Annotated in this window: 25 protein-coding genes; 15 read left to right on the top strand and 10 right to left on the bottom strand. The window is 38.9% G+C overall.

From position 1 onward, the window contains the following. Positions 1 to 41: 41 nt before the first annotated feature. Together ACZ5A8_RS15370 and ACZ5A8_RS15365 are read left to right on the top strand one after the other, a co-directional pair. Complete coding sequence (locus tag ACZ5A8_RS15370) at positions 42 to 1505, top strand: insecticidal delta-endotoxin Cry8Ea1 family protein (RefSeq protein ID WP_464530124.1); 1464 nt, start codon at positions 42 to 44, stop codon at positions 1503 to 1505. A 586-nt stretch (positions 1506 to 2091) separates the two neighbouring features. After that, on the top strand, positions 2092 to 2418 hold the full coding sequence (locus ACZ5A8_RS15365; RefSeq protein ID WP_229391952.1) for a phasin family protein: 327 nt from the start codon (positions 2092 to 2094) through the stop codon (positions 2416 to 2418). A gap of 127 nt (positions 2419 to 2545) precedes the next feature. Here the strand turns inward: ACZ5A8_RS15365 and ACZ5A8_RS15360 are convergent, their stop codons facing one another. The 4 genes from ACZ5A8_RS15360 to ACZ5A8_RS15345 all read right to left on the bottom strand — a co-directional run bounded on the left by ACZ5A8_RS15360 (position 2546) and on the right by ACZ5A8_RS15345 (position 6210). Then, complete coding sequence (locus tag ACZ5A8_RS15360) at positions 2546 to 2803, bottom strand: hypothetical protein (RefSeq protein ID WP_464530123.1); 258 nt, start codon at positions 2801 to 2803, stop codon at positions 2546 to 2548. 13 nt (positions 2804 to 2816) lie between these two features. Then, positions 2817 to 3962: a hypothetical protein gene (locus ACZ5A8_RS15355; RefSeq protein WP_464530122.1), complete on the bottom strand. Its 1146-nt coding sequence runs from the start codon at positions 3960 to 3962 to the stop codon at positions 2817 to 2819. A 749-nt stretch (positions 3963 to 4711) separates the two neighbouring features. Next, entirely contained in the window at positions 4712 to 4993 is a 282-nt protein-coding gene (locus ACZ5A8_RS15350) for a hypothetical protein (protein WP_322225956.1), read from the bottom strand. A 113-nt stretch (positions 4994 to 5106) separates the two neighbouring features. After that, positions 5107 to 6210, bottom strand: coding sequence for a chromosome segregation ATPase (locus ACZ5A8_RS15345; RefSeq protein WP_464530120.1), 1104 nt, complete (start codon positions 6208 to 6210; stop codon positions 5107 to 5109). Positions 6211 to 6427: 217 nt separating this feature from the next. Here ACZ5A8_RS15345 and ACZ5A8_RS15340 point away from each other — a divergent pair, with 217 nt between their 5' ends. The 4 genes from ACZ5A8_RS15340 (at position 6428) to ACZ5A8_RS15325 (ending at position 11298) form a co-directional block, all read left to right on the top strand. Continuing rightward, entirely contained in the window at positions 6428 to 7558 is a 1131-nt protein-coding gene (locus tag ACZ5A8_RS15340; RefSeq protein ID WP_464530119.1) for a helix-turn-helix transcriptional regulator, read from the top strand. Positions 7559 to 7997: 439 nt separating this feature from the next. After that, positions 7998 to 8501, top strand: coding sequence for an amino acid-binding protein (locus tag ACZ5A8_RS15335; protein ID WP_464530117.1), 504 nt, complete (start codon positions 7998 to 8000; stop codon positions 8499 to 8501). After that, complete coding sequence (locus ACZ5A8_RS15330; RefSeq protein WP_464534159.1) at positions 8498 to 9520, top strand: homoserine dehydrogenase; 1023 nt, start codon at positions 8498 to 8500, stop codon at positions 9518 to 9520. The genes ACZ5A8_RS15335 and ACZ5A8_RS15330 overlap by 4 nt, the downstream gene beginning before the upstream one ends. Before the next feature lie 71 nt (positions 9521 to 9591). Beyond that, entirely contained in the window at positions 9592 to 11298 is a 1707-nt protein-coding gene (locus tag ACZ5A8_RS15325; RefSeq protein WP_464530115.1) for an ATP-dependent DNA ligase, read from the top strand. A gap of 103 nt (positions 11299 to 11401) precedes the next feature. Here the strand turns inward: ACZ5A8_RS15325 and engB are convergent, their stop codons facing one another. After that, entirely contained in the window at positions 11402 to 12031 is a 630-nt protein-coding gene (gene engB / locus ACZ5A8_RS15320; RefSeq protein WP_229391941.1) for a GTP-binding protein EngB, read from the bottom strand. Next, a complete protein-coding gene (locus tag ACZ5A8_RS15315; RefSeq protein WP_464534157.1) occupies positions 12006 to 12254 on the bottom strand; it encodes a DHH family phosphoesterase in 249 nt (82 codons plus the stop codon). The genes engB and ACZ5A8_RS15315 overlap by 26 nt, the downstream gene beginning before the upstream one ends. Before the next feature lie 639 nt (positions 12255 to 12893). Here ACZ5A8_RS15315 and ACZ5A8_RS15310 point away from each other — a divergent pair. The 3 genes from ACZ5A8_RS15310 to ACZ5A8_RS15300 all read left to right on the top strand — a co-directional run bounded on the left by ACZ5A8_RS15310 (position 12894) and on the right by ACZ5A8_RS15300 (position 14686). After that, positions 12894 to 13475 (top strand): hypothetical protein, encoded by a 582-nt coding sequence (locus tag ACZ5A8_RS15310; protein ID WP_464530113.1) that lies wholly within the window; start codon positions 12894 to 12896, stop codon positions 13473 to 13475. A 2-nt stretch (positions 13476 to 13477) separates the two neighbouring features. Beyond that, complete coding sequence (locus tag ACZ5A8_RS15305) at positions 13478 to 14161, top strand: hypothetical protein (RefSeq protein ID WP_464530112.1); 684 nt, start codon at positions 13478 to 13480, stop codon at positions 14159 to 14161. A gap of 183 nt (positions 14162 to 14344) precedes the next feature. Continuing rightward, positions 14345 to 14686 carry a hypothetical protein gene (locus ACZ5A8_RS15300; protein ID WP_464530110.1) on the top strand — a complete coding sequence of 114 codons (342 nt, stop codon included), beginning with the start codon at positions 14345 to 14347 and terminating at the stop codon, positions 14684 to 14686. A gap of 105 nt (positions 14687 to 14791) precedes the next feature. Here ACZ5A8_RS15300 and ACZ5A8_RS15295 read toward each other — a convergent pair whose 3' ends face one another. The 3 genes from ACZ5A8_RS15295 to ACZ5A8_RS15285 form a co-directional block, all read right to left on the bottom strand. Beyond that, positions 14792 to 16078 carry a transposase gene (locus ACZ5A8_RS15295; RefSeq protein WP_464530109.1) on the bottom strand — a complete coding sequence of 429 codons (1287 nt, stop codon included), beginning with the start codon at positions 16076 to 16078 and terminating at the stop codon, positions 14792 to 14794. A 128-nt stretch (positions 16079 to 16206) separates the two neighbouring features. Next, positions 16207 to 17217, bottom strand: a complete 1011-nt coding sequence (locus ACZ5A8_RS15290; protein ID WP_464530107.1) for an ABC transporter permease — start codon at positions 17215 to 17217, stop codon at positions 16207 to 16209. Beyond that, on the bottom strand, positions 17201 to 18001 hold the full coding sequence (locus tag ACZ5A8_RS15285) for an ABC transporter ATP-binding protein (protein WP_464530105.1): 801 nt from the start codon (positions 17999 to 18001) through the stop codon (positions 17201 to 17203). The genes ACZ5A8_RS15290 and ACZ5A8_RS15285 overlap by 17 nt, the downstream gene beginning before the upstream one ends. Before the next feature lie 502 nt (positions 18002 to 18503). Between ACZ5A8_RS15285 and ACZ5A8_RS15280 the strand changes: the two genes are divergently transcribed. After that, positions 18504 to 19637 (top strand): ABC transporter substrate-binding protein, encoded by a 1134-nt coding sequence (locus tag ACZ5A8_RS15280; protein ID WP_464530103.1) that lies wholly within the window; start codon positions 18504 to 18506, stop codon positions 19635 to 19637. A gap of 507 nt (positions 19638 to 20144) precedes the next feature. Here ACZ5A8_RS15280 and ACZ5A8_RS15275 read toward each other — a convergent pair. Continuing rightward, on the bottom strand, positions 20145 to 21431 hold the full coding sequence (locus tag ACZ5A8_RS15275) for a transposase (RefSeq protein WP_464530101.1): 1287 nt from the start codon (positions 21429 to 21431) through the stop codon (positions 20145 to 20147). A 254-nt stretch (positions 21432 to 21685) separates the two neighbouring features. On the opposite strand from ACZ5A8_RS15275, the gene ACZ5A8_RS15270 reads away from it, so the two are divergent. The 5 genes from ACZ5A8_RS15270 to ACZ5A8_RS15250 all read left to right on the top strand — a co-directional run bounded on the left by ACZ5A8_RS15270 (position 21686) and on the right by ACZ5A8_RS15250 (position 26848). Next, entirely contained in the window at positions 21686 to 22822 is a 1137-nt protein-coding gene (locus ACZ5A8_RS15270) for an ABC transporter substrate-binding protein (protein ID WP_464530100.1), read from the top strand. Between the two features lie 211 nt (positions 22823 to 23033). Beyond that, positions 23034 to 23288, top strand: a complete 255-nt coding sequence (locus ACZ5A8_RS15265) for a hypothetical protein (RefSeq protein ID WP_464530098.1) — start codon at positions 23034 to 23036, stop codon at positions 23286 to 23288. Between the two features lie 349 nt (positions 23289 to 23637). Then, complete coding sequence (locus ACZ5A8_RS15260) at positions 23638 to 24690, top strand: acyltransferase family protein (RefSeq protein ID WP_464530097.1); 1053 nt, start codon at positions 23638 to 23640, stop codon at positions 24688 to 24690. 152 nt (positions 24691 to 24842) lie between these two features. Then, positions 24843 to 26201: a right-handed parallel beta-helix repeat-containing protein gene (locus tag ACZ5A8_RS15255; RefSeq protein ID WP_464530096.1), complete on the top strand. Its 1359-nt coding sequence runs from the start codon at positions 24843 to 24845 to the stop codon at positions 26199 to 26201. Between the two features lie 332 nt (positions 26202 to 26533). Continuing rightward, the gene (locus ACZ5A8_RS15250; RefSeq protein WP_048048163.1) at positions 26534 to 26848 is read left to right on the top strand and encodes a hypothetical protein; all 315 of its coding nucleotides are present in this window, start codon (positions 26534 to 26536) and stop codon (positions 26846 to 26848) included. Positions 26849 to 26875: the final 27 nt, after the last annotated feature.

Here is a 26875-nt window from a genome sequence, read left to right as displayed (position 1 = left end):
AAAATACCTTGAAATGAAATAAATCCGAGGGGAAAATCATAGTGACTGAAAACCAGGTTATTCAAGACATTTTGGTTAAGAAGGATATGCCTGAACACATAATATATTTTGTTCAAGTAGAATATGAATTCGATTACAATAACGCAGCAAGAGTGGTCATATCCACAGCTCTCGGGGAAATTCCGGGAGTAGGGTTTGCACTTGGCGCTCTCGTAGAGATTTTTTGGCCTGATTCGCAACAGGATGTGTGGTCAGAAATCAAGGATGAAGTAGAACAGCTCGTAGATGAAAAAATCAGCGAACTGGTTTACCAGCAGGTTCAGGAAGACCTGGAAGGATTGGAGAATAATCTGAATGAATACCTGTGGGCTGTACAGAACTCCCAGAGCCAGACATACATATCTGAGAAATACAATGTTGCATTAGGGGATTTTCTCCAGCAGCTCCCTCACTTCCAGTCCAAAGGTTACGAGCTACCTTTGTTGCCGCTTTTCACGCAATTTGCTAATATGCACCTGAGCCTTCTTCGAGACGGTGCTTTATATGGCACCAGCTGGGGGTGGACGGAGGAAATACAGCAGCATACCAGGGAGCAAATCGTAGAAACAATCAGTTCTTATGTAGAATATACTCAAAAGATTTATAATGACGGCTTACAGAGCACACAGAAAAACGCTCCCAGCAATAAACATTACACTGAACCCTTTAATACGGTAAACAGATACATACGGGAAATGACTCTCGACGTTCTGGATTTCAAGGATATGTGGCAGTATTTCGATCCTGTAAAGTATCCTACACCCACCAGTGTATATCTCTCTAGGGAGATTTACTCTGATGCAGTAGGAACGGCTGACAACAGCGGTACGATTAAACTTCCCTCAGCGCCCCAACAACCAATCTCAAAAGTAGAAGTCTGGGCCTGGGACCGGATTGATGCCTGCCAGGTTACTTACCCGAATGGAGGAGGTCCCGGAGGGGTTACTCAGACATCCCGCATGGGTGATAAGAGCGGAGGTAGTTCAAATCCTCCTCATGGCGGAGTTTTCAACCTTTCTAGAGAAAATCCGATAGTGAAGGTTACAGCTCGAACCGGAGATATCCTGAATACCTGGTGGTTTACCTTTAAGGACGGTGCTGTCAGTAACCAGCTTGGGGGAAACTATTCTGGCGGCAGTGATCATGTTTTTACCTATCCCGATGAAATTCTTTCAAGCATTAAAATTATGGGGATCAGCAGTTATTATGGGAGTGCGGATTGCGCTGTTTTTGGTTTCAAGTTCGACAGGGAGTCAACATTACCGGACCAGGCTGTTCTGCAAAAAATGTATATTGCCTCCCCTTCTGAACTTAAACCGGAAGAACTTGCAAGCTATGTCGGGTTTAAAAATTCAGAAGAGGCAAGTGAAAGGATTCGAACCTGGATAAAGGATAACAATTGGGATGAAATCCGCGAACGTCGGTGGGCCAATGTTCGTGAAAGCATTATAGCAAGAAGAACTTGAGTAGCAAGAAGAAACTGATACCAGATTCAGATTGCAGGTTCTCTCTGATCTGCACTCACCCAGGCCAAAGAAATCAAGAGCATAAAAACCTGTTTTTCCAGGTAACTATTCAGCTGCCCAATAATCAACATTAAGAGCCTTAATCCACATCTTAATTTGAGAAAATTGAGGATTGAAAACGATACCAATTGGCTCATTTTATGGTAACTGAATAGTTACTTTTCCATATAAGGAGTATGAAGGCTACGTTTTACCAGCCTGAAAAACTAACCTTCATAATCATATGCGAAATCCGGAATATGATATTTTACGAAAATTCAGGCATGATCTTATCCTCTAATTCATAACGGGCCTATCCTGAAACCCATTCCGTTCTCAAGCGAACCGGAAAATTACCAGAGAATTGTAAAGAGTTTTTAACTTAAAGGTACTTTTTAGCCAATAGTATTTTTAGTGTATCATCAGTTTAATACACTATCAGTTTTTAACACATTACTACCTTTTAATACATTATCAGTTTTCAATATATCATATCATATCAAATTGATTATTTCCAAATTAACAGTTTAGGATGCGTGTTTTATATATGAAAGAATCTGTTCGAAAACTCGGGCTAATAGGGGCCGGCCTGTGGGCTATGACTGAAGAAAGAGTAAATGATCTTGTAAAAGACCTGGTCGACAAAGGGGATATCAGCAGAGAAGAAGGCAAAAAAGCTGTCCAGGACCTGGTTGAAGAAAGCAAAAAACAAAGGGTTGACCTTGAAAAGAAAATATCTGACAAGATTCAGGATGCTATCTCAAAGGCAGACGTCTTTACCAGAAAAGATATGCATGAACTCGAGTCAAGGTTAGAGACTCTGGAAGAAGAGATCCAGAAGATGAAAAATAAAGAAAAGATGTTCTTCAAATGAGAGCATCCTTTCTTCTTACAGCACTTTCTTCTTACAGCTCTTTCTTCTTACAGCTCTTTCTTCTTACGATTTTTTTTCTTACGGCTTTTCTTTTTACAGATCTTTGTTTTCATAATTCTTTATACTATTACAGCTCTTCAACAACTATTTCTTCCTCAAGGCTTGAATTCTCGAGCAGGGCCTCAAGATCTGTAATTTTTTCTTCAAACTCCTGAATTTCTGCTTCGGTAAGTCCCTGTTCTGCGGAGGTATCATCTTCTATTCCTGGAATGTTTGGGACTATACCTGCCTCTTCAACTTCAGAGTTGTCGTCTCCGATACAACCGGACCCTGCAAGCCAAAAAGTTAAAATTGACAGTACGAACATATATGTGAACTTTACCATTTTTTTTGCCCCCTCAATTCACCAACCCGTCCTCAGAGAAGTTTTCGGATTTGTTCCCTGAGCTGGTATTTGTTTCTCCTTCAGGAGAGAGTTCAGTTCCATTCACAGAAATGCCGCCAACAGATGAACTGTTGTCTGTGTTAGTATTTGTGTTATTTGTGTTTCCGATGTCATTTAATTCGGTTCCCGGAACATCTCTGATCCTGGTTTTACTGGCATTTTCAGTTCTGTACTGTTCCAGTTCCCCGAAGATTTCTTTAAGGTCCTGGTTTGCCTCTTTTATTTCATTGAGAGCGCTTTGCAGGTGGTTGTCTGCTTTTAGCAGTTCTTCCTGAGTAGCATTTTCTTTATTGTAGATCTTTTTTGCTGCCTCATTATTTTCCCTGGCTGAGTCCATCAGGGCATTGTAACTGGCGAGCTTTGCCTCGAGTTCAGTTGTATTTACACCGGTTTCATTCAGGCTTCCGATTTCTTTCTCAAGTTTATTAGAAATGGCCCCGGACTTGTTAGCGAAATCATCTATCTTCTCGCCGGCAGTCTGTCCTGTCTCCACTGCTGTGCTATTTCTTACATTGTTCCAGACTCCGCGCACCGATTCGGTTGCATTTGCGAAATCTTCAAGGTCTTCGGCTTTTTCAATAACTTTCTTTTCTTCCTGCAGCTGGCTGATCCTGGCTTCAATAGCAGCAATCCTGGTATCCTTACCGTTGCCATTTGACTGCTCAAGGTTGTACTGAACTTTTTCAAGGTGAGCTATCATATAGTCGATGCTCGAGTTCAGATATACTCTTGTAATTTCCAGTTCTTTTTCACCATAATTTCCTGACCTGAGCTGTTTTCGGATTGCAAGGAAGTTTTTCCTCGAGCTTTGATAGTTACTTTTCTGGATCTTGAGCTGTTCTTTTATCTGTGTCCTTTCCTGAGTTCCTTCTCGCAGCTGTACCTGTTCCAGAGTTCCATTCTGTGTTTGATTTCTGTCCTGAAACTTTTGCGTAATCAATTCCTTTTTCTGGATAGTTTCAAGCGTATTTCCATTCTTGGCATCATTACCTTCTCCAGTCCCGTTTCCGGCAAGAGCTGCTGTCGATAAGATACTAGTGATAATAAGTAGGATAGTTAAACATGAAACGTAGCGTATTACATTCCCTAATTTTCCCATATGACTCCCTTCCTTTAAATTATTCAATTGTTACATTATTGAGATGGGGAAATATATAAGCATACTTTCCTTAAAAGTAAGAGTTAATAGATAAATATGAAATTTAGAGCTTTATATGTATTTGATTCCCCCTATAGGGCTTTATAACCCATTATATTCTATAAATTATTAAAAATAGAAGTAAAACATTTATACTAAAATTTAATTTCTGCATTGAATTTTTATAAAAAAATTAAGTGAGAGGGGATATTTTTATATTTTTCTCTTTTATTTAGAAAATGAATTTTAGATATCAAGTACCGAATCGGATATTAACGCAATATAAGCTTGTCCCCTATATTTAGAAGATAAATTATAAAGTCCTGAGGCAGGGCATATATGGCTCTCGGAAAAGGTTTGTAGAAAGATGGCCAGTAAGCGGAATAAAAAACCTGAATAAAAAACCTGAATAAAAAACCTGAATAAAAAACCTGAATAAAAAACCTGAATAAAAAACCTGAATAAAAGACAGAAAAAAGATGAGTAAACAGGATGAAATTTCAAAGAAAAATTGCATAAACAAAGCTAAAAGAATGGAATGAATGAAAGGAATTGCATCAGTTATTAATTCCTGAAAAGACGGATTTAAGAAAACAGGAGTAAGAAAAGATTTCTTCAGGTGAAGACCATCTTTCAATACCTAATTTTATTTTACTTCATATTCTATTTTTCCCGTCTCACTATTTTCAGCTACTTTCACCTTGCTACTTTCACCTTTCTGCACTTACAATCACAGTTTCAATTTCTATTTCGTCCTCAAGGCTTGCATTTGCGAGCAGGTTCTCGAGCTCGGCCATATCAGAATCAAGTTCCTGAATCTCAGCCTGGGTAAGTCCTGTCTCTGAGTCATCTGGTACTCCATTCCCTGCTCCGTCAATACCTGGGGCTATTCCTGCTTCCTCCACTTCAGATGCATCGTTTCCGACACAACCGGACCCTGCAAGCCAGACAATTAAAGCTGACAGCATAAGCAGATGAGCGAGTTTGACCATTTTATATCTCCTTGGTTCTCCAATCTGTCCTCAGAGAAGTTTTCAGTCCTTTTCCCTGAGTTGTTATTTATTTCTCCTTCTGGAGAGATTTCGTCCGTTTACAGAAGTGCCGCTTATACAGATAAATTATTATTAGTATTGTTTATACTTATTGTATTATTAAGTTCGGTTTCTATACTGTTTTTAACTCCAATTTCGTTAACTTCTTCGAGATTATACTTTTTCAGTTCGTCGAAAATCACTCTGAGTATCTGGTTTGCCTTATTGACGTTATTAAGAGATTCACGCAGGTAATTGTTTGCCACTTTCAGGTTTTCCCGGGTAGAGCTCTCGTCTTCATAAATAGAATCTGCCGCTTCTTTTTTCTCATGAGCAGCTTTTAGATATAAATTATAACTGGCAAGCCTCGTAGCGAGCTGAGCTGTGTTAACACCAGTCTCATTCAGACTCTCAATGTCAGCCTCGAGTTTTTCTGATAGCTTCCCGGATTTATCGAGGAATTCTCCTATTTTCTGGCTAACTGTCTGTCCTGCACTTGTCAGACTGATCTTCTGCGCGTTATCCCATACACCACGTACTGACCTGACCGCAACTGCAAATTCTTGCTGGCTGGAAGCACTTGCAACTTCTGCCTGTTCAGCCTCAAGCAGTTTAATATTTTCGTCTATGGCAGCAATTCTTTCCTCTGTGCCATTGCCGTTTGAGTACTGCATATCCATTTTTACGTTTTCCAGGTGGAGTACCATATAACTAATACTTGAGTTAAGGTAGAGCCTCGTTGCATTTACAGCTTCTTCGGAATTGGGATCAAGCTTTCCTGCCTTAATTTGATTTCTTACCTTAAGGAAATCACCTTTTGCTTCCCGGTATTCTTCCTTCTGCGACTGGAGTTTTTCCTGTATCTGTTTTCTTTCAAGCTTATACGCAGAAATCCTATCTCGGTCTTTTGTCAGGATTCCGTCTTGATCCTGCATATTTTCAGAATAGGAATTTTCAGTGCCGTTAGCGCCCTCTACATTATTTTTGTTGTAATTTTTCGGATCTTTTTCTGAACCCATATTTGTTACTGAATCTGTAATATTCTCGCCTGCATACTGAACCCCGTTTCCATGCCCTGACGAGTCTCTGGTAGCGAGTGATCCTCCAGGCAGTACGCAAAATAATATTAATATAAATGTAACATAAGCCAGATATCGAACAATTCTTGATTTTTTCATCTGACTGCCTCCTTTTGGCAAGTTGAGATACTGTCCATATTATGATAGGGGAATATAAGCATACTTTTCGGAATAAGGCTGGTTAATGACAATATACGGACTTCCAAGCTTGATAAGATCTTCGATTTCTTGATAAAACTTTAATTTGCCTTCAGCACTTTTGAACCTCTGGCAAGGAAAAGGAAAAGATTTATGCTAAAAACCCCTTTAAAGCTGCGTGAATTTTAGACAGCTCTGCAAGATCACCTGTGTAGTCTTTTTCCTAGTGTGCGTTCAGGGGAACGCACTTGCGGCGACGATTCACGGGACCGTGTATGAGTGGTACAGCTTCAAACCCCTAGAAAACTCAATAATTGAGATCAACTCTACTCCGGAACAGTCCCTTGTTGCAACGGATGCTGAATACTCTTTTAACCTTACTCCGGGAACCTACCTTATAACTGCCAATTATTTTGAAGATAATACGCTGGTTTATACGGCTGAAGAAAAAGTTATAGTTTCCGAAGAAGGGGAATACGTTCATGACCTTTTACTTTTCCCTACATATCAGGAAGAGCTTCTCGATCAGGGGAACGATTTAGAAACTGTTGACCTGGATCTTGAGGAGGCAGAGCCCCAATCACAGGAACGCTCGCAAAATACGGTTTTAATCTTTGCATTATTAGCGCTCTGTATACTTCTACTGGCTGGTTATTTCGTGAAAAAAGGAAAAAGAGACTCTCCTGAAAAGGCAACAGGTTTTCCGGGAGAAATGGAAAATCTAAATTCGCCCGGGCCAGATACACTAGGGTCTGAAAATATCACAATCGTGTCAAAGATATCTGGATATACAGAACCCGGCGAAGTTGGTTCGATTGAAGAAGTCTCAAAAACAAATTATGAGCCTCCTGCACCCCTTACAGTCGAACAGCGGACTGGAGATATTTTCGAGACAGAGATGTCTGTACAGCAAAATGTAAAGCTGCCAGAAGAATCAGAGATATCTATAAGTCCCTCATCTGAAAATCCCTCACCTGAAAATCCCTCACCTGAAAATCCCTCACCTGAAAATCCCTTATCTGAAGAGGAATTTAATTTGTTAAGTCCTGTCGGTCTGGAAAGCCCTGAAGCAAGTCTCCCTGAAGATCTTAAAGAGATTATGGACCTGATTCGAGCTAACGGAAACCGAATTACTCAGAGAGAACTCCGTAAAAAGTCTCCTTACTCGGAATCCAAAGTAAGCCTTATGCTTTCGGATCTTGAAGAACGCGGATTGGTTGAAAAGTTCAAAAGGGGCAGAGGAAACATTATCCGTATTCCCGATGGAGAGGCCATCAAGCAGACGGAATCCCAGAGCAGAAAGGAGTAGTCGGGAGAAAACGGCACTTCACAATAATTTAATAATAAAATGATGCTTTACTTTACATTTTTGAAAAACCGCAAATAGCAAACACCGCAGATAGCAAACTATATAACTGAATTCATCTACTAAGCAACAGGAAAGATTAATAAAAGTTTGAAAGGTCCAGCCCATAATACTCCTTGGTGTACTTTAATCGAGCCAGTGTCCATACGCTGATATATTAGTATAACCTTGACAGTAAGCTGATTGGATAAGACTACTGGATATTAATTTGATACACTTATTAATTTGATATGTTTATTAATTTGATATGATTATTAATTTGATATGTCTATTAAATTAATACATTTATTAAATTGAGACATTATTACCAAGACTTCATATCTTACTTAGAGTTCATATTTAGATTTCATATCGAATTATTATAAATTGCATGAGGGACAGTATGCGAGTTTCCATGGACATTGAATTAAAAGATGTGCCCGGGCAGATGCTTTTAGCCCTCCAGCCTCTTTCGGAATTCAAAGCTAACCTGATAACTGTTTTACACCACCACCAGAAACGGACTCCAAGAAAAACAGTGCCTGTACAGCTTGTACTCGAGACAAAACCCGAGAACATAGTAGCAATAAAAGCAAAGCTTGAGGAAAACGGGATAAGGGTTGTAAGGGTTGGAGAACAGCGTTTCAGAGAGAGCATAAATGTGGTTCTTATAGGGCACGTGGTTCACACAGGGATTCAGGATACGATTGATGAGATTGACAAGACCGGGTTTGCGGAAGTAGTCGACCTTTCGCTATGCATGCCAGGTATTAATCTTCTTTCTTCAGCTCTGATCAGAATCGATGCTGTGGGTAAAGAGGATCTGCAAAAGGCGCTTGATATCCTGAAAGAAGTCTCGGTAAGAAAAGACCTGCTTATGGTCCTTCCAATAGACATCCACGCCTGAAAAAACATAGGAGATTTGAAAACATGAAAACAGTGCGCTGTTCTATTTTAGGATTTGGTGCAATCGGACAGGGTGTAGCCGAGGTACTTCTTATGAAAAAAGAGTACCTGAAAAGTATCGGGCTGGAAGTTCTAGTAGTTGCAGTTGTGGATTCTAAAGGGGCTACTATTAATCCTGAAGGAGTGGACCTGGCTGACTGTCTTGCCCGCAAGAGGACAGGAGGCACGGTTGCCATAGAAAAACTCACAGGCGTTGAGGTTATCCGGTCCGTAGACCATGAACTGGTAATAGAAACCACTCCTACAAATATCGTAACGGGAGGAGCAGGGCTTCAGAATATGTTCGCAGCCTTCGAAACCGGCAAAGATGTTGTTACCTCCAATAAAGGACCTCTTACCCTGAAGTACGGAGAACTGATGGAAGCTGCAAAAACAGCCGGATCGAACTTCAGGTTTGAAGCTACTGTCGGCGGCTCCATGCCCATTATTAACCTGGCAAATGAAGTCCTTGCAGGAAATAATCTCAGAAGCATTAAAGGGATTCTTAACGGGACATGTAACTATATCCTCACCAGAATGCTCGAGGAAAGGGCAAGTTATAAGGATATTCTTGCCGAGTCTATGGAACTCGGAATTGCCGAAACCGACCCTACGTATGATGTAGAAGGAATTGATACAGCATGTAAACTGGTGATTCTTGCCAATGCAATTTTCGGGCTTGATGCAACATATAAGGATGTTGAAGTTACGGGAATTACAAAAATCACGCCTGAAGCTCTGGAAATGGCTTATGAAAGAGGGCATGTGATCAAGCTTATAGGAGAAGTCAGCAGGGAAAGAATACATGTTGCTCCAAGGCTTGTACCTATCAACCATCCCCTTGCTGTAAGAGGTACTCTTAATGTAGCTTCCATAGACACCGAGCTTGCGGGAGAAATCACGGTCACAGGCAAGGGCGCAGGCCCGATAGAAACCGCAAGTGCAATTCTTAGCGATATGGTTGCAATTTACGGAAATTGATAAGTACAGGAAAAATCGGCTTCATAGATCAGAATCCGAAAAAACAAAAAACTAAAAAAACCGCGTGGACCATGACAAGCTTCAGGGAATTTGCAGAAACCTGCCAGGCAATTGAAAAAACATCGAGCACCATAGAAACTACAAATAAGGTTGCTGACCTTCTCAAAAAAGTTGACGTTGAAGAGCTGCCTCTTGCCACTCATTTTATAATGAGCGAAGTTTTTCCTACCTGGAGTGGAGAGCAGCTCGGTATTGGCACAAGCCTGCTTTATGTTTCACTCTCTAAAGCCTCAGGAATGTCCATACAAAGTATAGAATCTCTTATCCGAACCACTGGAGATATAGGGGATACAGCACTCCTTATCCTGAAGGAAAAAAGAAAAAACCAGGTGACATTTTCTTCTTTCCTCGAAGAGCAGCCTGAGCTCTCAATAACAGAGATTTATAACCGTTTCAAGATCGCATCCGAAGCTTCCGGAAAAGGCTCACAGGAAGTTAAGATCAAAAATCTTCAGTTTCTCTTTACCTCTTCAACTCCGAGGGAAGCAAAATACATTTCCAGGCTTGCACTTGAAGAACTCCGAATAGGTGTAGGGGAAGGAGTTGTCAGGGATGCCATTGCAAAAGCCTTTTCTGTACCTGTAGAGATTGTGGAACACTCTTTCATGGTTACAAACGACCTCGGCATAGTGGCTGCTGCTGCCAAGAAAGACGGAGTAAAGGGCCTCGAAAACCTCGGGATCGAGATCAACCGCCCAATTCGGATGATGCTTTCGCAGATCAGCCCTGACATAGATGCCGATATCAGGGAAATGAAAGAGGTTGCAATTGAATGGAAATTCGACGGGGCAAGAGTCCAGATACACAAGAATGGAAACTCAGTTACTCTTTTTTCACGAAAGCTTGAAAACGTCACAAATTCCCTGCCTGACCTTGTTGACATAGTCCGGAAACATGTAAGAGCTGAGTCAGCAATCCTTGATGGAGAAGCTGTAGCTGTAGACGAGAATGGAAAACCCAGAGCTTTTCAGGAAATCCTTAAGCGTTTCAGGCGCAAGTACAATGTCGAGGAAAAGGTACTCGGGATTCCTATCCAGCTCAACTTCTTTGACATCATGTACCTGAACGGCAGAACTTTGATTGACCTTCCTCTTCTTGAGCGGCGAAAAGTGCTTGAGTCCTGCGTGGAGAGTTCTGTTGAGGACTCGAAATCCATCTGTGTAGCCAGTCAGGTGATAACCGGTGATCTCGAGGTTGTGGAAAAGATTTACAGGGAAGCCTTAAAAGCCGGACACGAAGGTGTTATGGTTAAAAACCCGGTTTCTGTTTATTCTCCTGGCAAGCGTGGCAAAAACTGGCTGAAGAAAAAACCCCTCATGGAGACTCTTGACCTTGTGATTGTGGGGGCAGAATGGGGTTTCGGGCGCAGAGCAAACCTGATCGGCTCTTATACTGTTGCCTGCTATGACCCCGAGACTCCCCGCTTCCTGCAAGTTGGCAAGGTTGGTACAGGCCTTACCGATGAGCAACTAAAAGAACTTACAGAGATTCTCTCAGGATTAATGGAAGGCGGAGAAGCCGGAGGGGTATTTGCAATCAGACCGAAAGTCGTCCTGGAAATCGCCTTTGAGGAAATCCAGAAAAGCCCCAACTACGACTCGGGCTTTGCCCTGCGTTTTCCTCGCTTCATCCGCATTCGGGACGATAAAGACCCGGAAGAAGCGGACACAATCCAGCGGATGGGGCGCGTATACAGCCAGCAGCTGAAAAGGCTCTAAAAGGCTTATCTCAAATATTATTTCTAAAAATGAGTAGAGTAAGCAAAAATAATTGAGTTAAAAAAGAACTGGTAAAAAACGATGTGACCTGTTTAAGGACAGATCAAACATACTTGAACAGGTCGTCTCTTTTCATTTCGTGCAGCCTATCACGGAGAAGTCCCTTTAAGGCTTTCAAATCTAATTTTTTGACACTTATCGGTGCGATGATATGCTTCCAGTCCTGCCATGGAGGTTCAAGTCCGAGGCGAACTGAAACCTCGTCAAGGAGAGAGTCGTATTCGTCTGCTTTTACTTTGTCCATCTTGTTTGCAGCAACAATAGTGTCAATCCCGATTTCCCTCATGAAATCAAACATTTCAACGTCGATAGGAATCTGGTCCCTGGAATCCCAGCGGTCGACTACCTCAGGAAAAGTAGGTCCGTCTATTACAAGGACCCCGATTTTTATTCTTTCGGCATTTTTTTCGAGATAGCGTATTGTCTGGTCTTTTACAATATCTTGCTTTCGGTCTTTCACTCCGCTCATGAAGCCGAAGCCCGGCATATCCGTGATAAGAAGGTCCGATTCCTGGGCATGTCTTGGGCGCAGGGTAACGCCCGGGCGTCTTCCAACCCTTACTTTTGCCCCGAAAATCTCCCTGAGAAGGGAAGACTTGCCCACATTTGAGCGCCCTACAAAGATAATCTCAATATTTATGCCGCTTTCAGCTGCAGTCTTGCTGGTTTCCATTTTGTTTTACCTCATTTACTTCCCCGAGTCTGGCATCGAAAGCCCGGAGGAAAACCTCCAGCGAACCTTCGGGGATGCGTGCTCCTGCTGCAACAGGGTGCCCGCCGCCGCTTCCTCCAAGCTCAGGTGCAACCGAACGAAGGATACGATTTATGTCCACATTTCCACGGGAACGTATGCTAAGGTCATATACGCCTTTTCTCTCGTGGTATTCAGCTACGATTCCAACTTCTCTATATCCGTAAGACAGTTAAAACCTACATCTTAACACGTACCATGAATAGAAGTAGATTATCAATAGGGAGGCCTAAAGATGATTTTTTGATGATAAATACGTATATCCTATATAAATTCCTTTATTTCTTAGTGTTAGACTTCCCTCTAATGTCGCGTCATCGGTAAAATATCGCATCTAATCGATTACAACTATTCAGAATCATTTAATCCTTGAGAATTGACGCGACACTAGACTAATCCTCAGGCTTTATGAAAATATTTAAAAATTCAAAGGATTTTAGGGAGAAGTATTATCTGAAAGCCTCATATAAAGATGGAGAATAGTTGTTCCTCTTTAGACTGTTTTAAACATCGTGAATCCCACCGAGCTATCATGAGCTACTTAAAAAGTATTGAACGAACTTTATCGAAAAAAATTAATGGGATAAAGGAAACAAGAAAAAGCGATTTACTAGTAGACAAGAACTGTATAATATAAACAAATTTATTGTGACGAAGATGTTTTAAACACGCTTGTATAATAAATAACCAAATACTTCTATTTCGCTTACCAAAAATTTAAAGTAAATTACGTATTATGCATTAGACAGAAATCTCTGTAATGTTTACATAGGGGATGACAAAAGTGGAGACAATTACATGCACACATTATAATGAAGAAATAGAAGTAAGAGTTAATACTCCACCGCGTCTTTTAAAAAAGCAGGGTGAAAATAAGTTTCAATTTTACCAATTAATATATATTAGTAAGTCAATATATACTGAAGTTAGAACTGAATTGCTAAAAAACGACATTCATTTGGAAGATATTTCATCTAATGACAAAATATTTTGTTTAATAGAAGCTCCAAATAAGTTAGCAAAGACACTACGGAATTATAAAGACTATGAATTATTTGAATTCCCTGATGATAAGTTTTTTAATTTAGCTACCTTTATGGTTGAAAATAATTATTCAATCGAAGACGCCGAATTTTTAGGAGAAAATTATTTTGAAGATGCGCTTTTGGAGCAAATAGAAAAAGTATTTTATGATGGAAACTCTCAAAATATACTTAAACTTATAACAAACAACAAATTGAGACTCAACAAATTAAAAGTTACAAATAAAAACATTACTGTTGTTTTTTACATCTCTGGAATGATATACTCTGATGCTGACTTACAGTATCTTTCATTTTCCATTAGATCTTTCTTTATGGTGTGATTATGTCTGTGATGAGCATCATAAATACGCTTCTTCCTTTTATAAAAAAAGTTGATGTTTATGATTTAGGCTGTATTGTATTACTTTTTAGTTTGGGTATTGCTGGGAAAGTAAATGGTCTTGCAGCTACATATCCAGTATCTTTTAGTATTATAGGTGGATTTATTTTATTCGTTGGTAGGACTCGAAAAGTCTCCTCACTTGATTTGACTCATTTGACTCGTGTTGGTAATCCTATTGAAAAAGAGTCGCCTTATTTAAAAATATATCGTGTATCTGAATTAAAAACAGGTTCGAATTCTCAAATATCTTTGGAAATCATATTGTCAAACTCTTTTATGTGGAAAGCAAGTTTCATAAAATATTTAGTTAATCAGATCAATTTTTATTTAGTATTAGAATATTTTCCTGATCAAGTAACGATTAGAAGTGATTTTGAATCTAGTGATTCTAAAACTAATATAAATGCAATAAAGAAAATATCAATTACTGATCATATGGGCAAAGAAATAATTCAATGTCCACTAACAGTAATTATTAAAAATTACAACGAAAATAAAAAAATATTAATTCGTTTCATTTCAGAACCAAGAAATAAATCTAAAATAACTAGTACTATAGCATATATATGCTCTAGAACCTGGTTTTTCGCAGGAAAAAAAGAATTACTAATTAAAGCATATTAAAATTATCTCATACCACATTTATTCCGCTTAATTTAATCGATTATACATTTTATGAATATTTGATCTTAAATCAAAACGTACTATCATAAACACATAAATTTTTATAGGTTATATCATTCTTATTTATGGTGATATCACTTGTCCCAAATTACTGGCAATGGAAACGTTTTTTATACTTACAAAATGAGTTTAAAACAAGATGCTGTTTTAAGCAAAGAAAATAAATTTAAATATATAACAGATATTCTGGATAAAAATAAAGTCAGTAATTTGATTGATGTGGGCAGTGGATTTATGCCTTATCAATTTGAGAGTAATACAAATCTTGATTCAGATTTTGACGTTGACAGTGAAAAATTAAATGGGACTTTGGTTGCACAACACTACAAAAAAGAGTTAAAGAGAGGCAAAGAATTTCTGAGTCTTTTTAATTTTTTATGGTTCTTCTCCAATTTTAAAAAAACAATTGAATTTCACCCAAATCCCTTAACATTTTTCCTCATTTTGGAAAAGTCGCTCCACTAATATCTAGATTTTGTACATCAATTTCTTATTTTTGCCATAATTATTCGATAGCTACCGCTGTAAAGCTGCAGATTAAAACTGAAAGTTTCCATTTACTCTTTACTTTTATCCATACTGGAATCTTGCCCTCATTAAGGGTGAGAATCCTTTCCATTTACCAGTACTGAAACACCGTTTGTTGAAATAAGTAAATAAATTGTAACAAAAATTAGTTAGGCCACTATCGGTTTTAAATGATCTTGCTTTGTCTACGATATCACCTATCAAAGAAAATATCTGTTCCATTGTATTATCTGTCTCAGGTGTAAACCCTTTTTTCAAGAAGCTTACATTTTTCTTGAAAATCTCTTCTGCATAAGAAATCGCTTTCTGAGACGCTTTTGAAAGTTCCAGATTAGAGTAGAATTCTCGTATCTTTTGAATACATACAACAGCACTGATGACCGTATCAGAACGTATCAACTGATATATTTCATTGGACACAACCTTATCATTATCTGGAATATCTTCAACAGAGTTGAATTCTTCATAGTATCTCTTGCTAACGTTTTTTAATTGATGAAACACACAAAAGGAGTGAGCTACTTCAGGGAAGACACTCTTTACAGCTCCAATGATTGCTTTATCTTCATCAGAAACAATTTTTTGTATTTTGCCTTCAGGAAATCGGTTTTTTATTCGTCTGAAAAGAGGAATCAGAGCTTCAATCGTTGGTAATCTGTCAGTTACCTCAAAATCCAAAACTACCTTTTCTTTAGTAGCAATAACGTAAACAGATTGATATCGCATTTTTTTCCATTCTTTTTCTGTAAGCTTTCTTCCAATCAACTCTTCAAGTCTCTTTTTCCAGCCTTTTTTGATCCAATCCCCATCAACATACAATGTTTCATCAAAGCCAATCTTTTGATCTAAAAGTTCTTGCTTTGAAAGTTCTGCATGTTTCTGTTCATATAACCATAATGAAGTTGCACAAGGAGCTCTACCACAGAAGGCTGTCAAGCCTTCTGTATATGTTTCTCCAATTTGCCGAGAATTGTGTAGACTGCATCGTCCATCATATCTAACATTCATTTGTTTATCATAATATTCAGAACTGTAATTTGCAGAACCAGGAACACCAATAATCTGATCATGAAAAGGTTTCTTACAAACAGGACAAAACCAGTATGTAACATTGAGAGCTATAGTGCCGTGACTTGATAAAATAAAACGAGTGTAGTGAGAGTTCACATGTAACTTATTGCCACAATCAGCACAATGAGTAGGAGATAATACGGAAAACATAGGATAGTATCGATTTCCAACCAAAACTTTTGGCAAAGGAATCATTATTTTACCGTCAACTACCGTTTTTATCATTGACTTATCTATTGAGACATTTCCTTTTCCCATAAATAGAAAATTTATCTCAATATAATTAAAATTTTATTGTTTTGCATGATTTATGGAGAAAATATGAAGACCAGAAAATAATAAAAAGTCTCTAAAATTGAGATCCTCTGAATGCGATTTTTGGATGATCAATGAGAAGAGGCAGAGTTTTCCATTTGTCCATGTACCGGATGCCATCGCAGAAAATGCCTCTGGATGCGGTCAAAGATGTTCATGACCCCTATAACAACCAATATCATCAGGATCATGCCTGCAATCACTTTATCATAATTTGCAAACTGGTGATAGTACTGGATATACCAGCCAAGGCCGGATGTTGCTGCGATCATTTCAGCCACGGTCAGCGTGATAAATGAGAGTATCAGCCCTATCATTGCACCCGAAAATATAGACGGTAGCGCAGCAGGCAGGAGAATTTTCCTTATCATCTGGTAGTCCGAAAGACCGAGTGTGCGGGCAGAGTTGATAAGGCGGGGATCTGCTGAGAATACTCCATTGACACAACCAACAAGGATGGGCCAGAATGCTCCTATGAAAATTAAGAAGATCGAAGATGCCCTGAAGGTCGGCAAAAGCACAATGGAATACGGCAGATATACGGTCGCCGGGATAGGAGACACTGTTTTTGCAATGGGATAAGCCACATCAAACAGCCTTTTTTTCCAGCCGGCATAAAGCCCTATGGGAATTGCAAGGGCAAGAGCAAGAGAGTACCCTGCAAAAAGGATGCCCAGAGAACTGATCACCCCATCTACCATCTGTTCAGTATCGGTCTGGAAGACCATGAAAACCTTTGCAGGACCGGGGAAGATGAACGAATCGAGCAGCGCAAATTTACCCAGAAGCAGTTCCCAGAGAAACAGCCCCGACGATATGATGAGGAATATATCGGTGGTTGTAACAATCTTATCATAGTTAAGGTATATTTTTACCCAGTATACAACCATGAGCAGAAGAATAACGGCAACGAATACACTATTGTCCTTTGCCGCCTGTTCGGGGGAATCGGGAAATGCAACTGTCAGGACAAGGGTGGCAAGCAGGACGGCAAAAACAATACCTGCTCGGAGGCTATTTCTGGAAATTGTACTAAACCTTCCGGTTACAGTGCCAGACACGAATTTATTTTCGGACGTCATCAAATACCTCCAGTTCTTTTTCCTCTTTTTCTATCTCTTCTACCATCTCACCATATAATATCGAAAGCAGATGGGACTTCAGGGCAAGGTAATTGGGATCAATACTGAGATCCTTACGGAGCCTTGGCCGGGAAAAAGGGACTTCAATTATCTCTTTTATACGCCCCGGAGAAGGTGTCATGATAGCAACTCTGTCTGAAAGTAAAAGTGCCTCGTCCACGTCATGAGTAACGAAAAGGACAGTCTTACGTTGCTCTCCTTCGGACCAGAGGTGCAGAAGAAGGTCCTGCATATATATCCTGTTGAGGGAATCGAGAGCTCCGAAGGGCTCATCCATAAGGAAGACTTTAGGGTCCATGGAGAACATCCTGGCGATTGAAGCCCTCTGTCTCATTCCACCTGAGAGTGTGCCAGGATATGCATCCTTGAATTTTCCAAGCCCTACAAGCTCGATAAATTTCTGTGCCGTTTTCTCTATATCTCTGCGTTCCCCGGTTTTTTTTGCATGCTCAATCGCAAAGCAGACATTTTCAAATGTGGTCATCCAGGGAAAGAGAGAATAATCCTGAAATACGGTGCCGCGGTCAGTTCCAGGTCCCTTTACACGGGCACCGTCTATGAGGACAGAGCCTTCTGACGGAGGGCGCAGTCCAGAGACCACATCAATTATCGTACTTTTTCCGCAGCCTGAAGGGCCAATAAGGGAAATAAACTCCCCATTATCTACGCTCAGGTTAACATCTGAGAGGGCTTTATGGCCTGTGCCGTTATTTCCATAGGACAATGAGAGATTCTTAAGATCAATTGTTGCCGTTTTTATCCCTCCATAAAAATTTAAATCCGGAAGGGAAGGATATATTATGTGAGCTTTTTTCCAGATATAGGTTTGATTTGTAATTCATATAATACACCGTATAACACCTGATACACCATATAACGCCTCAGATCGTAGATTAAAAGATAATCGTGGTCGAGGTGTCGCTTTTGCATTTCAGTTGATTATTTATTTTTGCTTATGGTATATGCACGAAAACAAGGGATTTATAGGCTGAGAATCGAGCAATTATTGGTAAAGAAATTCCGTTTTTGAATTTTTTGCGGCAAAAGAGGCTTCGGTAACGAACAAAAATCGAAAAAATGAGGAAATTTTACCTCAATTAAACGGCTTATGTGTAATTGAAGGACATTTTTACTTGAATATCGATATATAAATCCCTTATTATCCTATGGACACCTCAGTTAACGGTTTTTTGGCATCAGCCAGAAGAACCTCAATGGAGGTACTTATGGATAAAAAACATATATTAGGGATATTTATTGCTTTAATTTTGCTTGCAGGCGTCAGTATAATCCTGCTGGACCAGGGAGGATCTTCCGATCCGGGTGATTCACAGAAAACAAATACTTCAACCCCTGCCGAACAGAGTGTTAATACATCAACTTCTGGAGGTACTTCGACTTCCGGGGTTAAGACTGTAAGGCACGGATACCTGCCTTCAAACGGAGATGCACTCATCTTTGTGGCAAAGGAAGAAGGCTTCTGGGACGAAGAAGGCTTAAATGTCGAGCTTTATCAGTTCACAAAAGGTACAGAGGGTTATAATGCACTGTTTGGGAACAAGCTCGATACAGTGGGAGCCGGTACATCGGACCCTGCCACTTATATTGCGCAAGGGGCGGACATTACAATTATTGGCGGTTTGATGAGTGAAGGCCAGTTTCTAGTAGCTGCTCCCGAAGATGCAGAGGATCTGGCAGACCTTAACAACTGGAAGGGTAAACAAATTGCTACAATTGCAATGTCCAATGGAGACCTGATCTATAAAGCTGCACTGAAGAAAGCAGGCATAGACTGGAAGAAGGATGTGACTTTCCTCGAGTTAGGTTCACCCAATGCGGTACTGGAGGCGGTCAAGACTGGTAAAGCCGATGGCGGTATAATATGGATTCCGTATGAGATACTTGCTCAGCAGCAGGGGCTTTCCGTAGCGTCATACTCATATCAGTACTATGATAACCACCCATGCTGCCGGATTGCTCTGAAGACCGAAACCCTGAATGAAGACCGGGATACTTATGTGAAATTTGAAAAGGGCCTGATAAGGGCGTATAAGTTCTTCAGTGAGAACCAGAATGAGTCGGTCGACGACATCCAGAAATATGTCAATGTTGATAAAGAAGCTATCCGCCAGTCAACCTGGAGCGATTATTTCTATGCTTCGCCTGATCCCAATACAAATGGTGTAAAGGAGTATTATCAGATGATGAAAGACAGTGGGTACATCGATACGGAAGTCAAGATTGAGGACCATATCGACAACACGGTATACAAAGAGGCACTTGATGAGTTGATTTCGGAAAACCCGGATGACCAGTTCTACCAGAACCTGTTATCGGAATATAAAGAAATGAATACTTAACCGCGGTCACTGCTAACTCCATAACATTGGATCGCCTGTAAGAAGAATCATTAAGCAGGGAAGTTAAAGTCGTAAACAATGAAGAGTATAATACTCTTCATATTTACAGACATGCGATTTTTGTTATGTAAAGCTTAGAGTGACTGGATTTTAAATGTGGGTCTGCTAGCAGGTGTCTCCACTTTTATTGATTTTTATAATTAACTCCTGCAAGAACGCGGAAATGAGCCTGTTTTTTCGAATTGGATTCAAAGTTGCGGATTCAAATTAGCAGAGTTTCCGTCACGTTTTCGAGAAACCGGTGTGCAGGAAAACGAGTCTTTTTTAATTTTTTCTGGTTTGGTTCCATTTTCAAGAAAATCCTCAAATTTTAATGAACTTTGGTCAATTTTATCTTTTTGTCTTCAATAAAAGTATATCTTTTTTATATCTCGTCGTTTTTTTTGATAGTTTTTGATAGCTATCGCTACAAGATTGTAGCCATCATAAAGGGTTGCTTCTCTTATATTATCCGTACTGTAATCTTGCCCTTATTAAGGGTGAAAAACCTCTCCATTTTCCAGTACAAAAAGATCTTTTATTGAAATACGTAAAAAGGTTGTAACAAAAATTGGCTAATCCACTACTGCTTTTAAATGACCTTGTAACGTTTATTATGTCACATATCAAGGAAAAAATTTGCTCCATTGTATTATCCGTTTCAGGGATAAAACCCTCTTTAAGCAAATCTTTATTCTTCGAGAATATCTCTTTTGCATAGGATATGGCGTTCTTGGAAGCTTCAGAAAGTTTCAGATTACTTTGTAAATTCACGATATTTCGATAATGTATGACAGCATCGATAACCGTATCTGAGCGTATCAATTGGCATATCTCATCATATACGACTTTTTCATCATCAGGAATATTTTCAATTCTTTTGAACTCATCAGAATATCTTTTTATAACATTTTTCAACTGATGAAATATACAGAAACCATGAACAACTTCGGGAAAAACAGCTTTTATAGCCTTTGTGATTGCCTTATCTTCATCAGAGACAATCTTTTGTATTGTACTTTCTGGAAATCTATTTCTTATACGAATAAGGAGAGGAAGTAAGTCTTCAGATTTGGGTAAATTTTTTGTAATTTCGAAATCCAGGATGACTTTCTCCTTTGTAGCAACAACGTAAACAGATTTATAACGTATCTTATTCCATTCCTTTTTTGAAAGTTCTTTTCCTAACAGATCTTCAAGTTTCTTTTTCCCACATCTTTTAATCCATTTTCCATCGATATAAAGTGTACCGTCAAAACCTATGTTTTGAGACAATAGTTCTTGTTTTGAAAGTTCTGCTTGTTTTTGTTCATATAACCAGGTTGAAGTTGCACAAGGAGCTCTTCCACAGAAGGCTGTCAAGCCTTCTGTATATGTTTCACCAATTCGTTGAGAATTGTTTAGACTGCAACGACCATTGTATCTTACAGACATTTGTTTTTCATAGAACTCAGAACTGTAATTTGCAGAACCAGGAACACCAATAATCTGATCATGGAAATGTTTCTTACAAACAGGACAAGTCCAGTATGTGATGTTGAGTGCTATAGTGCCGTAACTTGATAAAATAAGACGAGTGTGATGAGAGTTCACATGTAAGTTAGTGTCACAAGCATCACAATGGGTGGGAGACAAGATGGAGAACATAGGATAGTATCGATTTCCAAACAAAACGTTTGGCAAAGGAATAATTATTTTGCCGCTAACTACAGTTTTTATCATTGAACGGTCTATTGTGATATTTCCTTTTCCCATTAAGAATTATTTTTCTCAATATAATTAAAATTTTATTGTTTTGTATGATTTGCAGAGAAAATTTGAAGACCAGAAAATAATAAAGAGTCTCAGGAAAACTAAACCAGATTGGGATGATTTTGCCGAAATAAAACGGTTTATGTGTAGATAAAGGCAATTTTTACTTAAAAATGGATGTATAAATCCTTTATTACTGTTATTAAGCCTCCAATGGTAATTTTCGGTGCTTGTTGAAACCATCAATGGAGGTACTTATGGATAAAAAATATGTATTTACCGGGATAATTATTGCTTTAATTTTGCTTGCGGGTTTCAGTGTAATTCTGCTGAACCAGAGAGGCTCTTCGGATTCGCGAGGGTCACAGGAAGTAAATACCTCGGCCTCTGCCGGACAAAATGTTAATACCTCAACTTCGGGAGGCACTTCTACTTCCGGAATCAAGATTGTAAGGCACGGATATTTGCCTTCAAACGGGGACGTGCTGATCTTTGTGGCAAAGGAAGAGGGTTTCTGGACTGAAGAAGGCTTAAATGTGGAACTGTACCAGTTCACAAAAGGTCCGGAAGCCTATAATTCATTGTTTGGTAATAAGCTCGATACTGTAGGAGCTGGTACGGGTGCTCCTGCCACTTTTATTGCAAAAGGAGCAGATATCACTATAATTGGTGGTCTGATGAGTGAGGGCCAGCTTGTAGTGGCAAAACCTGAGAACTCAGAAGAACTTTCAGACCTTAATAACTGGAAAGGTAAACAAATTGCGACAATTGCTATGTCCAGCGGAGATACTGTCTATCGGGCTGCACTGGCAAAGGCAGGTGTAGACTGGAAAAATGATGTGACATTTCTCGAGTTAAGTTCACCTGATGCAATACTGGAGGCAGTTAAGAGTGGTAAAGCCGATGGCGGAATAGTCTGGATTCCATTTGAGATACTCGCACAAAAACAGGGACTGGCTATAGCTTCATATTCATATCAATACTATGATAACCACCCATGCTGCCGGATTGTGCTGAAGACCGAAACCCTGAATGAAGACCGGGATACTTACGTGAAATTTGAAAAGGGACTTATTAGGGCGTATAAGTTTTTCAGCGAAAACCAGAACGAGTCCGTAGATAACATCCAGAAATATGTCAATGTCGACAAAGAAACGATCCGACAGTCAACATGGAATAATTATTTCTATGCATCCCCTGACCCTAATAAAAACGGTGTGGTTGAGTATTATCAACAAATGAAGGACAGCGGGTACATTGATACGGAAGTCAAGGTAGAAGACCATATAGACAGTACAGTATACAGGCAGGCACTTGAAGAGTTGATCAAGGAAAATCCTGATGATCAGTTTTATCAGAATCTGCTATCGGAATATAAAGAAATGAACGAGTGATCGTAATCATAAGGTAAATTCAAAGGAAGCATTGTTTACAAAAAACATTAAAAAATGAATTAATCTATAGTCGTAATCATGAAGAGTATTAATACTCTTCAGTTTACTGACAATACTCTTCAGTTTAACTGATGCCGATTTTTCGCTTAATCTTAAAATAAATGTTTATTTTGTTTTGATTATACCACCCAGGAATATCACTGAGGAACCTATGGACAAGAAACATCTGCTTATCGGGTGTCTGTGTGTTATTTTTGTGCTTGCAGGCATCTTTTCAATGCTACTAAAAGATAGTTCCGCCGATTCGAGGAGCTTGCAGGATTTTTATACTCCACCTATTGTTGACTGCTGCAGTGGTTTTGATGGTTTTGATAATATTTCCATGAATATTTCGGATGATACGAATGATTCTACATATGATGTCAAAACTGTCAGGAACGTTACTGGCTCTCGAAAGGTGACTTGATAATCCGGAATGAGGAAGGAGGTTCTTAAGAGGGATTATTGGTAATGTGAAAAAGTAACGCTGTTTTGTGATATTTTTGCGCAGCCATTATTAAGAAGTTGTCTTAGATAAAATAATATCTATTACTTTTATAATCCGCCGAATATAGAAAGTTAGATTTTTGATATCATTCTTATATTTATGCAAAAGATAAAAAGAAAGTAAATTTATATCTTTCTTAAAATTCTAGATAATTTGAGATTACGCGTTATGCGAGCAAATTAAATACATACATGTCAAAGGTGCTACAAAGTCATATAAACAACGAAATATTATTATATTGTAAACACTGTTAACTGTATAGGTTAATATGAGACTTCACTGGATTGATGCCTTAAAAGGAATTGGGATCATGCTTGTGGTGTTTGCACACCATAGCCTACCTGTAGCTCTTGATACTTACATATTTTCGTTTCATATGCCGTTATTCTTTTTCATTTCCGGATTTCTGTTTAACTTCGGAAAATATGCAGAATCAGCTGCAAATTTTGTAAAGGGAAGATTTGAATCTCTTATGGTTCCTTACTTCTTTTTTGCATTAATTACCTGCCTGTTTTATTTTTTGCTGGATATGGCATTCCAGCCAGGAGTCACAAATATTGACTTTTTTGGAAACAGTGCTCTTTATGGAATCTATTCAATTCTGTACGCATTGGGTCCTCTGGTTTCTTATAATCCGCCTCTCTGGTTCCTGAGTTGTCTTTTCGTAACTGAGCTTCTCTTTTATGGGCTTGCAAAGAAATTCTATGCAGAACCAAAAAAACTTGTATTGTGGCTTACTGTTGCAGGTGTGATCGGGTATCTTTATTCGATCTATGTGCCTTTAAGGATACCGTGGAATGCTGATGTGGCACTCTCTGCTGTAGTCTTTTACGGTGCTGGAAATCTATTTAGAAAAATCACAGAACCAGAAATGCCAGAAAAATTTTCCATTAAAAAATGTTTTCCTGTAATTTTTATCCTGCTCAACATACTTTATCTTGGATACCTGCTGGAATTTCCGACTGCAGATAAGATCAACATGAACGTGCTTAAATATGGAAACTTCTTTTCGTTTTACCTCTTGGCTTTCTCAGGAATATTTGCTTTTGTTTACATTTTCAAAAAAATTGGGAGCTCAAAAATATTAGAATATTACGGGAGAAACAGCTTAACCGTACTTGCACTTCACTTTCCTATTAAGGATGTCCTGACAAAGCTTTCAGTTCTCTTTTTTGGGATAGAGCTTGAGTGTTTCTATTGCAAAACCGCTTTTGCATTGAGCTTAACCGCGCTTAATCTTCTTCTCTTAGTGCCTGCAATTTATATCATAAACGATTATTTGCCGTTCATATTGGGAAAAAGTGTTCGTATTCGGGTTTGAAGGCGTGAAAGCTCATTTCAAAAAATCCTTTGAGTGATTGTGTGTATAGTATAGAAATAGTGGTATGTAAGCAGCAAATAAATTGTCACCTCTGTACACTGAAAGAGATAATAACATCTACGGTAAAGATGTGATGTATTTGAGGACGGGAAATGGGCGAAAAAATACAAATTAGCAAATGGGGAACTCAAAGAGAAATAATAATTATCAGCTTCTTCCTTATTTTTTTGATTGCAGTTATAATCTTCTCGGTATCGGAACCTTCTGGTAAGGTTGTGTATGTAACTACCAATGAGAGTGGAAATTTTGTATGTGATGGTATTGAAGATCAGGTTGAGATTAATAAGGCTCTTACTTACGTGGCAGAAAATCCTGAGTACACAACCGTTCATTTAGAAGGAAACACTACGTATGTAATCTCTGACAGCATTCTTATTGGAAGCAATACAATTCTCGAAGGAGATTCCACAGCTGTAATTAAACTTGAAGATAAAGCAGGTTGGCCAGTAGAAAAGGCTTTAATTACACAGATGGACAAAACTGGAAACAGTAATATTATTATAAGGGGGTTTGAAATTGACGGAAATCATGACGGCAATGCAGAAAAGAAGAGAGGAGCAGGATATTATAATCTGATTCATTTCACCGATTCCGAAAATATAAAGGTGTATGGTCTGTACATGCACGACAGTCACGGAGACGGGTTGAAGGTTACAGGCTGTTCAAACATTCAATTTTACATTAACAGGGTGTATAAGTTAGGCCATGATGGTCTCTACGTAATTTATTCTTCAAACATAGAAGCCTGGAATAACAAAATAACATGCAGGACAAATAGTGGCCTGAGAGTTTATGAATCAAATCATGTAAAATTTTACAACAATACCATTAACTCCGAAAGAGAGGGAGGAGCAGGTATTGAAATTCAAAAAGATGGATCTTCAATGGCCATGGATGATATAGAAATATATAATAATCTGTTTTATGAAACCAATGCAGCAGGTATCTGGATTACGGGTTATGGGTCTGAGTATTCTAAAGGTTCTGCAAAAGATATATACATTCATCATAATAAATTTTATAAAACAGGCACCAATCAGGGCGCGGATTGGGCAGGAGGTATTGTGCTCAACGGCTTCCAGAACACTCTTATAGAGAATAACTTTTTTGATGGATGCTATGGTGCAGCTATTGCCCACAAACAGGTTATGGATGAATTTTTGGCTCCTGGTTCAGGATACACAACTCTTGTAAAAAATAATATAATAATTAACACTCAGACCAGCCATACGGCCGGAAAAGGTTATGCCATCTTTAATAAGTTAAACAATACACACTCTTTCATCGTGGAAAACAACTGCCTCTCAAACAATGCCGGTGGAAGCTACATATACGCAAACTCCACATCCGATATCAACGTTGAGAAGGGATATGTGGATCAGGTGAGTAAGAATGAATCAATGAAAAAAGATTTTCCATGGCTTGAGGCATTATCTGCAGGACCTCAGTGACATTATTTCAGTCATTCCGTCTCAACAAAGGCTCTAAATTCTCGTGGAAAGTATAAGGTCAATATCGAGTCAGTATTTTTCTTGAGGATAAATTCAGGCACTTTTTGCCGTAAAAAAGAGGTTTTAATAATAACAAAGAGTATCGTATATTGGCAGTTCAGGTCTCAAATATTTTCAAGGATGATGGCTGAAGGAAATTCAGGGGGCATTCAAGTCCACGGCAGGACAATGCCTGTATTCAGAACCATGATAATGCACAACAGTTATATTTCTTTTAATTTACAGTTGATAGAAAACAAGCAAGAATTCGTGGAACAGGAAAGTGTTATGGAATGTTTACTACTAAATTTACTACTAAAAAATCTAACCTTAACAAAGGTTATCTTGAAGGAGCTAACCTTGAAAGAACTGAGTTAAAAGCTATGGAAAGCGAAATACTCAGGCATCTATATGAAATTGGAATGCTTGGCATAAACGAAGGGTGGGAAAAACAATCAAAACTGGATAAAAATGCAGTCGATAATTTATATCATGCTAAACTTGTGGACAAAAATATTTCGAAAGGGCTTGTACGCCTGTCAGAACATGGTGTGGGTGCAGTGTTATTTGGGTTTCGGAATGCAGACAAAATTTCTAATATGCTATGAGAAGAGTTGATAGTATGAAAAGTAAGG

Source organism: Methanosarcina subterranea (assembly GCF_055385895.1).
The sequence above is the reverse complement of the archived record's forward strand: the minus strand, read 5'-3'. Positions and strand labels throughout refer to the sequence as shown.